Genomic DNA, 12,715 nt, shown 5'->3' with positions numbered 1-12,715 from the left:
TCGGTCCGGCAGGCGGACCGAGGCCATGAACGCCTATGGCGCCGTGCGCGACCTTCTCGCCGACCGGCTGGGAATCGACCCCGGGCAGGAGGTGGAATCCCTTTACTCGGCCATTCTCTCCCGCGACCCCGCTCTCGATTTCACCGCTGAAGCGCGAAATGCGTCACCTGTGGCGACGCCTTCTCAGGTCGCGCCCGTCGTGCCCGATTTCGTGGGCCGAGCCGCCGAAGCGGATGTCATCGGCGAATTGCTGGGCACGCGGGACACGGACACGGCCATGCCCGTGGTGACGCTGTACGGGCCGCCCGGGGTCGGGAAGACCTCGCTGGCGGCCTTCGTCGCCCGGCAACTGCGCGCGCGGTTTCCCGACGGCCAGCTGTTCGCCGATCTGCGGGGCTATTCGGCGCAGGCGCCGCGGCCCATGACGTGCGTGCTGGCCGGCTTTCTGCGCGCGCTCGGCGTCCCGCCCGGGCAGGTCCCGGCGGAGCAGGACGAGCAGGCCGCGGTCTACCGGGCGCTCCTGGACGGCACGCGGGTGCTGGTGGTGCTCGACAACGCGGACAGTGCAGAGCGGGTCAGGCCTCTGTTGCCGGGCGGTCCCGGCTGCGCCGTGATCGTCACCAGCCGGCACGAGCTGCGCAGTCTGATCGTGACGAACGACGCGCGCCTGGTGCCGCTGGAAGTTCTCTCCCCGGACGCGGCCCTCGACCTCCTCGCCCGGCTCCTGGGCCAGGACGTGGTCGCCGAACAGCTGGACGCGGTGCACCGGCTGGCGGAGCTGTGCGGCCATCTGCCGCTGGCGCTGCGCGTCGCGGCCGCCGATCTGGTCGGCCGGGGCGCACCTGATGTGGACGCCTACGTCCGGAAGTTCGGCTCCGGCAACCTGCTGGACTCGCCGGCCGCCGAGGGCGACGAGGTGACGGCGAGGGGGGCGTTCGACCCGTCGTACGCGGAGCTTCCGGAGCATGCGCGCAAGGGGCTCTCCCTGCCGCGCACACACGGCTTCACGCTCCACGAGGCCATCGGGACGCTGATGGCCCGGAGCGGAGCACACAGACCGGACCAGGCCCGACGACATGGACGGGCCTGTTCGTAAGGAAGAGTCGCAACGACGGGGGTCGCTCAATGATGCGTGCACCACTGGAATTCGGGTTACTGGGGCCGTTGGAGGCGTACAGGGAGGGTGAGCCGGTGCCGGTCAGCGCTCCCAAGCTGCGGGTCGTGCTGGCGACGCTGCTGCTGCGGGCGAACCAGGACGTGTCGCTGCGGGAGCTGGCGGACACGGTCTGGGGCAGCGAAGGCCCCGCCCGCCCCCGCGCGGCCCTGCGGGTCTTCCTGATGCGTGTGCGCCAGCTGTTCGGCGCGGACTTCATCCGCACGAGGCCGGACGGATACCGGCTGGAGATCGCCGACGAGGCCGTCGACCTGCACCGCTTCCACAGCCTGGTGGACCAGGGGAGGTCGCTGTCGGCCGAGGGTGAGCTCGCACGGGCCGAGGCGCTGTTCGACGCCGCCATGGGGCTCTGGCGCGCGGAACCCTTGGCGGACGTGCCGTCGGAGGCGCTCCAGCTCGAGGCCACCCGCCTTCAGGAGCTCCGCCTGCGGACGGAGCACCTGCGATTCGAGGTGAAGCTCCGCAGGGGCCTCCACCATGACGTGATCGGCCCGCTGCGTGAGCTCACGGCGGAGAACCCGCTGCGCGAGGACTTATGGGCACATCTCCTGCTCGCTCTGTACCGCGCCCACCGGCAGGCCGAGGCGCTGGCCGCGTATCAGGAGATCCGCCGCAATCTCGCGAACGAGCTCGATGTGCTCCCCGGTCGGGCACTGCGTGAGCTGCACCAGTCGATCCTGGTGGGGGACCCGGCCGTCGCGCCACCTCACGCCTCGTCGGCGAAGACCGCGGCCTCGGTGAGCGAACCACCGCGCGCGGGGTCGCAGTTGCCCCCGGCGATCAGGAACTTCGTGGGCCGGCGCGCCGAGACGGAACGGATCGTCGCGCTCCTGAGGTCCGAGGGTGAGGTTCCGGTGGTCACCGTCTCCGGGCCCCCCGGGGTCGGCAAGACCGCGCTGGCCGTTCGCCTGGCCCATCGGATGCGCACGGCCTTCCCCGACGGGCGGTTCTATGTGGACCTCCACACCCACTCGATGGCCCGGCCGCCCTCGACGCCGATGGTGCTGGCCCGTCTGCTGCGTGCGCTCGGCCACTCCGCCGAGCACCTGCCCATGGACCAGGACGAGCTGGTCGCCGCGTACCGGACGGCGCTGCGCGGCAAACGCGTGCTGATCACGGCGGACAACGCCGCGTCGGCGAGCCAGGTCCGCCCGCTGATCCCGAGCGAGCCCGGCTGCGCCCTACTGGTCACCAGCCGCAACGAACTGACCGCGCTCACCGTGCGGGACGGCGCGCGCGGCGTCCGGCTCGACATGCTTACCGAACAGGAATCGGTTTCCCTGCTCGGCGCGATACTCGGCGAGGACGTCACGGCGCGGCAGCCCGAGGCGACCGCGCGCCTCGCCGGCCTGTGCGGACACCTTCCGCTGGCGCTGAGGATCGCCGCGAGCAATCTCGCCGGCTCCCACCGGCCCGACATCGGCGCCTACATCCAACGCTTTCCGGAGGGGCGCCGTGTGCAGGCGCTCGCCATGGACGACGACCAGCACATAGCCGTCAGCCGGGCCTTCGACTTGTCCTACGTCGCCCTGCCGTCCGAGGCCAGCGCGCTGTTCCGGCTGCTGGCGCTGTTCCCCGGGGCGGACATCACCGGGGAGGCGACGGCCGTACTGGCGGACATCGCCCCATCGGAGGCGGCGAAGGCCCTGGAGCAGCTGGCCGCCGCGAATCTCGTGCAGCGGCTGCCCGGCGACCGTTACCAACTGCACGACCTGCTCTCCGAGTACGCCGCGGAGCGCGCGCGGACCGAGGACGCCGACGGTTACCGCGCCGAGGCGAGGGACCGGCTCTTCGACTGGTATCTGCGCGGCGCCAAAGGCGCCGCGGCCGTGCTGTATCCGGAGTTCGTGGCGGCGACCCGGTCCGAGGCGGAGTCGGCCGTCGGTCCGGCCGCTCCCCAGGAGCGGTCCCAGGCACTCCACTGGCTGGAGACCGAACGCGCGAACCTCGTGGCGGTGATCGAGTTCTGCGCGGAGCAGGGCCCCGGACCCATGGCATGGCGGCTCACCGAGGCGATGGGCTGGTATCTGGGCATCAGCGGACACCACTCCGAGTACGTGGCGGCGGCACGCGCGGGGCTGCGGGCCGCGCGGAGCGCCGGGGATCCGGCCGCCGAGAGCGCGATGGTGGGCTGCCTGGTCTGGGAGTACCGGAACCTGGGCGATCTCGACACCGCGCTGCGCTGTCTCACGGAGGTCCTGGAGAGTGGCGGCCCTGACTCGTCCACCCGGCCGCTGCTGACCGTCTGGCACGGTTCCGTGCGGCTGGAACTCGGCCATCTGGAGCGGGCCCGGGCGTGCTTCGCCGAGATCGCCGACCTCGTGTCCGGACAGACCGCGCCCTCGTTCCTCTCCGTCGCGGCGTCCCTGGGCCTGGGTGCGGTCGACTTCTGGTCCGGCCGCTGCGAGCAGGCGCTGCCGCGGATGGAGGAGGCGCTCGCCGCGGCGTCGCGAGCAGGGGCGCCCGTGGAGCGCGTCGAATGCCTCATGGTGCTCGGCCGCTGTCTGCTGGAGATGGGCGAGACCGAGCGCGCGGCGGGGCTGCTGCGCACGGCCGCCGAGGAGTCCTCCGCCCTGCACAACGGATACCACCAGGCGGACGTTTTCGCTCACTTGGCCATGGCGCTGGCCGAGCTGGGCGACCTGGACGCCGCGTCCGAGGCCGCGCACCGCGCGCGGCTCCGGTCCCGGGAGCTCCACAACCGGTGCATCACCGCCACCGTATGGCAGGCCCTGGGCGCGGTACACCGCGCCCAGGGCGAGGGTGGCAAGGCCGCCACGGCCTACCGGCATGCCCTGGCAGCGACCACACAGGGCACCGTGCACCCCTACAGGATGTGCGAGTCCCTGCTCGGGCTGGCCCGCGCCCACGCGGCCCTCGGCCAAGCCCATGAGGCGGCCGGGCACGCACGCCGGGCCCTGGCCACGGCTCGCGAGTACGGCTTCGGCTCGCTCGAAGCGCGGGCGCGGCACCTGCTCATGGACGGCGAACCGGCTGCCCGGCGGGCCTCCGCTCACCTCCCTCCGGGCTGATCCGGGCCAAGGCCACCGGCCTCGGCCTCCTGGGTCGCACCGGCCGGCGCCGCCGCCGTGTTCCACGGGTCGGACGCGAACCGCCGCAGGATCCGGGCGAACCGGTCCGCGATGCCCTCGACGGTCTCCCGGTCGTACACGTGCCGCTGGTACTGCAGGCCCGCCCTCAGATGGGGGTCCTCGAACGCCGCCACGCCCAGCGGATAGTGCGAGCCGCTGGTGATGCCGACGCCGGTGAGCGCGACTCCCGCGGTGGTGTTCGCGTCCCTGATGCCGGCGCGATCGATCGGGTAGGACTCGAACACGAGGAGGGTGTCGAAGAGGCTGCTGACGCCCATGGCCTGCTCGATGTCGGTCAGCCGGTGCTGATGGTGGTCGAGCAGCGCGCCCTGCCGCTCGTGCAGCCCGGTCGTCAGCTCGGCGAGGGTGGCGTCCGTGGAGCACCGCACCCGTACCGGCACGGTGTTGATGAAGAGCCCGACCATGGAGTCGACGTCCGGCACCTGGGGTGGCCGCCCGGAGACGGTAGCGCCGAACACCACGTCCTGCCGGCCGGTCAACTGGCCGAGCAGCACGCCCCACGCCGCCTGGACGACGGTGTTCAGTGTGACGCCGAGTCCGGCCGCGCGCCGCGCCAGTTCGCGCGCGGTGTCCACCGAGAGCGGGACGTCGACCACGTCCAAGCCCGCCCACTCGCCCTTGGAAGCCGCCGAGGCGGCCGCCCGGGGGGCGAGCAGCGTGGGTTCGACGCCGTCCAGCTCCGCCGCCCACGCCCGTGCCGAGGCGTCCTGGTCCTGCTCGGACAGCCACATCAGATAGTCGCGGTACTCGGGTGCCGGCGCCATCGCCGACGGATCGCCGCCGGAGCCGTAGAGCTGGAGCAGTTCCTGCAGCAGCAGCGGGCCCGACCAGCCGTCCAGCAGCACATGGTGCACGGAGAACACCAGCTCCGAGGAGTCGGGACCGGTCCGGATCAGCGTCATCCGCAGCATGGGCGGCGCGGCCGGATCGAAGTGGGTGTCCCGGTCCCTGGCGAGGTGCCGTTGGAGCGCCTCATCGCGTGCCGGTTCCTCCAGGACGCCGAGGTCGATCTGGCGCCAGGGCAACGCGACGCCGTCCACGGCCAGCTGGACCGGCTCTCCGGCCCCGGTGGTGAGGAACGCCGTGCGGAGATTGGCGTAGCGGTCGAGCAGGGCCTGCCCCGCGGCGCGCATCCGGTCCGGGTCCACCGGTCCGGACAGGTGGAGCACCAACTGCATGTGGTACGCGTCGAAGTCGGAGTCGTCCGACGCGTGGACGAGCAGCCCCGCCTGGAGCGGAGCCAGCGGCCATACGTCCGCCAGGCCCGGGTAGCGGTCCCGCCACGCCGCCAGTTCGCCCGGGGCCACCGGCACCGCCCGCGCGCCGGGCGCGCCCAGGTCGGTCAGGTCCTGCTCGGCCACGCACCGGGCCAGTCCCTCCAGCGCCGCCGCCCACAGCTCCACCAGCTCGGACGCCTCGCCCATGGACAGCACTCCCGTGGGGAAGGCGACCCTGGCGCTGAGCTCCGGCCCCTGCTCGCCGTCCGCGATATGGGCGTTCACGTCCAGCACCGCCGTCACCGGCGTCCCGGGGTCGGGCTCGGCGAACAGTTCGGCCGCGTCACGGGCCTGTGTCCAGCCCCGCCCCCGCAGTTCCTCAGGCATGTCGGCGGCGGAGAACCTGCCCAGGTAGTTGAAGGCGATCTGCCCCGTGGAGCACGGCTCCAGCTCCGCCGCGGTCTCCGGGTTCGCGTAGCGCAGCAGCCCGTAGCCGATGCCCTTGTCGGGAAGGGCCCGCAGCTGTTCCCTGATCCGCCCGATCATGTCTCCGGCGGCCCGGCTGTCCTCGAGGACCTGCCGCGGGTCGGCCCCGCCGATGTCGAGGCGCACCGGGAACACGCTGGTGAACCAGCCGACGGTGCGGGACACATCCGCGCCCGGCACCACCTGTTCCTCCCGGCCGTGCCCCTCGACGCGCAGCAGCACCGAGGAGTCGTCGGCGATCCCGCGCCGCCGGCGCCAGCCGACGACGGCGAGCGTCAGCGCGGCCAGCAGGCCGTCGTCGACCCCGCCGCCGAACGCCCTGGGCAGCTGGGTCAGCAGGGTCTCGGTGAGCGGCGCCGGCAGCCGCAGCCACATGCTGTCCACGGTGGACATGACGTCCACGGCGGGGTCCAGCGGGCGGGCCCCCAGCAGCGGGTCGGGGCCTTCCGTCATCGACCGCCACAGCGGCAGCTCCGCGACCCGCTCCGGGCGGGCCGCCTCCTCGGTGAGCGCGTGCGCCCACCGCCGCATCGACGTGCCCACCCGGGGCAGCTCCGGTGGCTCTGATGTCCTGCCGGTCCGCACCCGCTCCCAGGCGGCGGCGAGGTCCGGAAGCAGGATCCGCCACGACACCCCGTCCACGACCAGGTGGTGGAGGACGATCAGCAGCCGGTCCGCTCCCCCGCCCTCCGCCGCGAACCAGACGAACTGGGCCATGACGCCGTCGGCGGGTGCCAGACGTCCGCCCGCCGCGTGCAGTTCGGCTGCGGCCCGGTCCCGCCACCGCTCGTCCCAGCGGCCGTCGCACTCGACGCGCCGGATCAGTTTCGCCGCGTCCACCCAGCCCCGCGGGACCACCTCCAGGTTCCCGTCCCCGGCGGTCAGCAGCCGGGACCGCAGCATGTCGTGGTGGTCGAGCACCGCGTTCAGCGTCGCGGTGAGCCCGGCGTGGTCGATGCCCCGCGGCAGCTCGACCATCATGGACTGGGAGACGCGGTCGAACCCCGTCCCCAGCTCCCGGAACCACCGCGCCACGGGCAGCAGGGGCATCGATCCGACACCGCCCCCGTCGAACTCCTCCAGGAGCGCGCCCACGCCCGTGCGGCCGCCCACCACCTCGGCCAGCCGGGCTACCGTCCGGTGCTCGAAGACGTCCCGGGGGCTTATCTCCACCCCGTGCGCCCGCGCCCGCGACACCACCTGGATGGACTGGATGCTGTCCCCGCTGGAGGCGAAGAAGTCGTCGTCGATGCCGACCCGTTCCAGGCCCAGCACTTCCGCGAACACCGCCGCCAGCGCCTCTTCCACCGGGGTACGCGGCGCCCGGTAGCTCTCGCCGAGGTGGTCCGGGTCGGGCAGCGCGCCCCGGTCGACCTTTCCGTTGGGGGTCATCGGCAGCCGGTCCAGCACGACGATCGCCGACGGCACCATGAACTCCGGCAGCCGTCCCGAGAGGAACGCCCGCAGCTCTCCCTGGGACACGCCGGCGCTCAGGTCGAGGTCGCCGGTGCCGAGCCCCTCGGAGCTGCCGGTCTCCAGGACCCCGACGGGGACCACATAGCCGACGAGCTGCTTGTTGCCGCTGGTCCGCGAGCCCTCGCGGACGCTCACCACGGCCTGCGCCACCCTCGGGTGCGCCAACAGGGCCGCCTCGATCTCCTCCGGCTCGATCCGGTAGCCGCGCAGCTTCACCTGCGTGTCGGCCCGCCCGACGAACTCCAGCTCGCCGTCGGCGTTCCACCGGACCAGGTCGCCGGTGCGGTACATCCGCTCGCCGGGGGTGCCGAACGGGCAGGCGACGAAGCGTGCCGCGGTCAGCCCCGCCCGGCCCAGATAGCCGCGCGCCAACCCGGCCCCGGCTACGTACAGCTCGCCCGCGACGCCTTTCGGGACCGGGCGCAGCAGCGCGTCCAGGACGTAGAGCCGGGCGTTGGGGATCGGGCGGCCGACCGTCGGCATGCTCCCGTCGCCGGGCAGCGCCTCGCACAGGGACGGACACACCGTGGTCTCCGTCGGGCCGTACGCGTTCGCCATGCGCCGGTCCTTCGCCCACAGTGCCGCCAGCTCCGGTGAGATCGGCTCGCCGGCGACCGTCAGGGTGGTGACGGTGGGCAGCGATCCGGGCGGCAGCGCCGCCAGCACCGAGGGTGTCAGCAGCACATGGGTCACCCGGTTCTCGTTGATCGTCTCCACCAGCGGCTCGCCCGCGGCCAGCTCGTCCTGGACCGCCAGGACGAACGCGGCGCCGGAGAAGAGCGCCATGCACATCTCCCACACCGAGGAGTCGAAGCTCGGCGAGTTGAACTGCAGCACGCGGCTCCGAGGAGTCACCTCCAGCCGTTCGACGTGCGCCGCGAGCAGACTGGCCAGCCCGACATGGGTGACCGCGACGCCCTTGGGGAGCCCGGTGGAGCCGGAGGTGTAGATGACGTAGGCGGTGTTGGCCACCGACAGCGGGCCCAGCCGGTCCGTGTCCATGAGCGCCGCCGGGTCGGCGTCGGCCAGCGCCTCCAGGACGTCCGGGTCGTCCAGGCGGATCACGGGCGCGGAGAGCTCCGGGAGGCACTCGGCGGTCTCCGCGTTTCCGATCACCAGGTGCGCCTCGGAGTCCTTGACCATGAACTCGATCCGCTCGGCGGGATAGGCGGGATCCACCGGCAGATACGCGCCGCCGGCCTTCGTCACCGCCAGCGCCGCGGTCCACAGCTCCGGCGACCTCGGCAGGCACACCGCGACCACCGACTCCGGGCGTACGCCGTTCTCGATCAGCAGCCGCGCCAGGCGGTTGGCGCGGGAGTCCAGCTCCCGGTACGTCAGCTCCTCGCCCTCGAACGCCACCGCGGTGGCGTCCGGCCGCCCGGCCACCTGGCGCTCGAACAGCTCGGGGATCGTCCCGACCCGCACTGGGGCCGCCGTGTCGTTCACCTCCGACAGCAGCCAGTCGCGCTCCGCCGGGTCCAGGACGTCCACCGAGCCGATGGGCGTGCCGGGCTCGGCCACGAGCTGCCGTACGACGCGCACGAGACGCCTCGCCATGGCCTGGGCGGTGTCCTGCTCGAACAGGTCGGTGGCGTAGTCGATACGGCCACGGATGCCCTGCCCGGGGAAGTCGAACATGGTGACTTCCAGGTCGAACCTCGCGACGCCGGTCGCGACCGGTTCCAGGGTCGCGTCCAGCCCTTCGAAGGCGAAGTCCTCCCACCCGATGTTCTGCCAGACAAACGCCACTTGAAAGAGGGGGTGGTAGGCGGTGGAGCGCTCGGGGTTGACCACCTCGACCAGGCGCTCGAACGGGGCGTCCTGATTGTTGTAGGCGGCGAGCGCCGCCCCCCGCACCCGGCCCAGCAGTTGCTCGAAGGAGGGGTTCCCGGACACCTCGGCCCGCAGCACCCAGGTGTTGGCGAAGAAGCCGATCAGGTCCGCGAGGTCGTCGTCGGTGCGGTTGGCGATCGGGGAACCGATGGTCAGGTCGTCCCGGCCGGTCAGCTGGTGGAGCAGCACCGCGAGCGCGGACTGGAACACCATCGCCACGGTCATGCCGTGTGCGCGGGCCAGTTCCTCGGCCACCGCCAGCATCTCGGGGTCCATGGTGAACTCGACCATGTCGCCGTTGTTGCTCGCGATGGACGGGCGGGGGCGGTCGGTGGGCAGGGGAAGGGGCTGGGGTACCCCGGCCAGCGCCTGGCGCCAGTATCCGAGCTGCTGGGCCGCCACGCTCGCCGGATCACCCTCGTCGCCGAGCAGTTCACGCTGCCACAGCGTGTAATCCCCATACTGCACCGGCAACTCGGACCACCGCGGCGCCCGGCCCGCCACCCGGGCCCGATACGCCTCCGACAGATCACGCACCAGCGGCGCCATCGACTCACCGTCCACCGCGATGTGGTGGATCAGCAACACCAGCACATGCTCACACGGACCACACCGGAACACCGAGGCACGCAACGGAATCTCGCCCGCCAGATCAAACGCATACCGCACCGCCTCCCCCACCGCACCCTCAAGCCCGTCCGGGCCGGCCTCCACCACCGGAACCCGCACCTCCACCTCCTCCAACGGCACCACCCGCTGAAACGGCACACCCCCCTCATCCTCCACGACCACCGTCCGCAGACTCTCGTGCCGCCCCACCACATCCCGCACCGCCAGCTCCAGCGCACTCTCGTCCAGCTCACCCCTCAACCGCACCCGCAGCGGGGAGTTGTAGGTGGCCGACGGCCCCTCGAAGCGGTGGACGAACCACATCCGGCGCTGCGCGAAGGACAGGGGCAGGCGGTCCGGCCATACCTCGGCGCGCCGGAGTTTGGGGCGCACCCGCAGGCCCGTCGACAAGAGTTTCGCCAGTTCGGCGACGGTCCCGGAGTCGAACACCGACTTGACGGCGATCTCGACGTTCAGCTCGGCGCGGATCCTGCGGATGAGCTTGGTCGCCAGCAGCGAATGGCCGCCGAGGGCGAAGAAGTTGTCGTCGACGCCGACCCGTTCCAGCCCCAGCACCTCGGCGAACAGCCCGCACAGGACCTCTTCCTGGGGTGTCCGGGGCTCCTTGCCGTCGGCCGCTGCGCCGTAGTCGGGCGCCGGAAGCGCCCGCTTGTCGAGCTTGCCGCTCGGGGTCAGGGGCACCTCGGAGACGACCATCACGGCCGAGGGCACCAGGTACTCGGGCAGCAGCTCCGCCACGTGGTCGCGCAGTGCGGTGGCCGCGCTTCCGGCCTCCCGGGTCCCCGCGGGGTCGTTCGTCAGTGTCCGGCCGGGGCGCCCGGAAGGGAGGAATCCTCCGGTCAGTACCCGGCCGTCACGGCGGCCGTCAGGGAAGACGACCACGTCGAAGCACTCGACCGCATTGGTCGACCAGGTCACGAGCGCGTCCCAGCCCTGCTGAGCCGCCCACGCGCACAGGTCGTGCGGATCGACGGGCCGGTGCGCGGTCGCCGGCGCGTCGATCAGCGAGGCCGCGGCGGCGGCCTCGGCCTCGCCGGTCAGCCTGGCGTTCGGGATCCGGGCGATCCGCACCGGTGTGTCGCCCTGGGCGCGACGGAACTCGGCTATTCCGGCCAGGTCTCCGAGCTGCTCGCCCCACTGCCAGGTCGGGACGTCACACAGCGGCACGACGTCCACCGGCGTCTTGTGCAGGACGACCTCGTAACGGTGCCGGGTGAGTTCATTGTGCGCCCGCCCGGGCTTCAGACGGACATCGACCGCGCCGACGCCGTTCCTGTCGGCCCAGCGAGTGAACCACTCCGGGTCGATGAGCAGTTCCTTCTCCGCCCGTATCGCCCTGGCGACGGCGGCGCGTACGACCGAGGGCGAGGCGTCCGGGTGCCGCGCCTGGTGCACACCGGCCCGGAACAGCCGCAGGGAGCCCGCGTTCCGTACGTCACCGACCACGATCCGGCCGCCCGGGGCGAGGAGTTCCATGGCCTGCCGCAGCACACGGTCCAGGTACACGGCGTCAGGGAAGTACTGCACGACGGAGTTCAGCACGACCGTGTCGAAGTGCCCGCGCGGCAGCCCGGTCACATCGTCGGCCGTCTGGCAGCGAAGCCGCACCCGCTCGGCGTACCCCGCCTGTGCGGCCTGCTCGCGGAGCCGGTCCGTGACCGAGGACGACAGGTCCGTCGCCCAGTACTCCTCCACCGTGGGAACGATCTTCGCCATCAGCAGCCCGGTGCCCACACCGATCTCCAGGAGCCGCCCGGGGGACCAGGACAGGATCCGCTCCACCGCCGCGTCGCGCCACGCGGCCATCTCCTGAAGGGGAATCGGCTCGCCGGTGTACCGGGAGTCCCACCCGCTGAAGTCCTCGCCCCACGGCGCGCCGGGGGTCGCGTACACCCGGTCGTGGACCTGCCGCCACGCGTCGATCTTGTCAGCGGCGCCGCCGAGACCGGCCCCGTCCGCACCGAGCACCGCGTAGGCGACCAGCCGCTGGCCGCCGGCCGGGTCCTCATCCGTGACGACCACGGCCTGCGCGACCCCGGGGTGCGATGTCAGGGCCGTCTCGACCTCTCCCGGCTCGACCCGGAACCCACGGATCTTGGTCTGGGCGTCCGTGCGGCCGACGTACTCCAGTTGCCCGTCGGCGTTCCAGCGGACCAGGTCCCCGGTGCGGTACATCCGCTCACCCGGCTCGCCGAACGGGCAGGCCACGAAGCGTTCCGCGGTCAGCACGGCCCGGTGCACATAGCCCCGCGCGAGGGCCGGCCCCGCCACGTACAGCTCGCCCGGGACGCCCGGCGGCACCGGCCGCAGCCCGGCGTCCAGCACGAAGACCCGTGCGTTGGTGACCGGCCCGCCGATGGGAGGCGTACGACCATCGCCCGTCAGGGGCAAGCTCATCGTGGCGCACACCGTGGTCTCGGTGGGCCCGTACGCGTTGATCACACGGCGGCCATCGCACCAGGCCGCCACCAGCTCCGGTGAGGACGCGTCTCCCGCAACCACCAGCGTCTCGACCGTCGACAGCGCTCCGTCCGACAGCGTCGCCAGCACCGGCGGCGGAAGCGTCACATGCGTCACCCGCTGGTCACTGATCGTCCTCTCCAACGGCGCACCGGGCGCCAGCGCCTGCCGGTCGGCCAGCACCAGGGTGGCACCGGACAGCACACCCATGCACAGCTCCCAGACAGAGGCATCGAAGCTGGGCGAAGCAAACTGGAGAACCCGGCTCCCGGGCGAGACGCCCAGCCGCTCCAGATGCGTCCTCAGCAGACTCGCCAGCCCGG

At 72.5% G+C, this 12,715-nt stretch carries 3 protein-coding genes; 2 read left to right on the top strand and 1 reads right to left on the bottom strand.

Translation table 11 applies throughout. From position 1 onward, the window contains the following. Both CCN51_RS34090 and CCN51_RS34085 read left to right on the top strand, forming a co-directional pair. On the top strand, nt 1-1,096 hold a 1,096-nt coding region (locus tag CCN51_RS34090; RefSeq protein WP_143675974.1), incomplete at its 5' end, for an NB-ARC domain-containing protein. Nucleotides 1,097-1,191: 95 nt separating this feature from the next. Then, nucleotides 1,192-4,206 carry an AfsR/SARP family transcriptional regulator gene (locus CCN51_RS34085; protein ID WP_014173967.1) on the top strand — a complete coding sequence of 1,005 codons (3,015 nt, stop codon included), beginning with the start codon at nt 1,192-1,194 and terminating at the stop codon, nt 4,204-4,206. Here the strand turns inward: CCN51_RS34085 and CCN51_RS34080 are convergent. Then, nucleotides 4,188-12,715: non-ribosomal peptide synthetase (locus CCN51_RS34080; RefSeq protein ID WP_143675973.1), on the bottom strand; the 8,528-nt coding region annotated here is incomplete at its 5' end. The two genes, CCN51_RS34085 and CCN51_RS34080, sit on opposite strands and share 19 nt — an antisense overlap.

Source organism: Streptomyces milbemycinicus, assembly GCF_002154605.1.
Taxonomy (GTDB): domain Bacteria; phylum Actinomycetota; class Actinomycetes; order Streptomycetales; family Streptomycetaceae; genus Streptomyces; species Streptomyces milbemycinicus.
The sequence above is the reverse complement of the archived record's forward strand: the minus strand, read 5'-3'. Positions and strand labels throughout refer to the sequence as shown.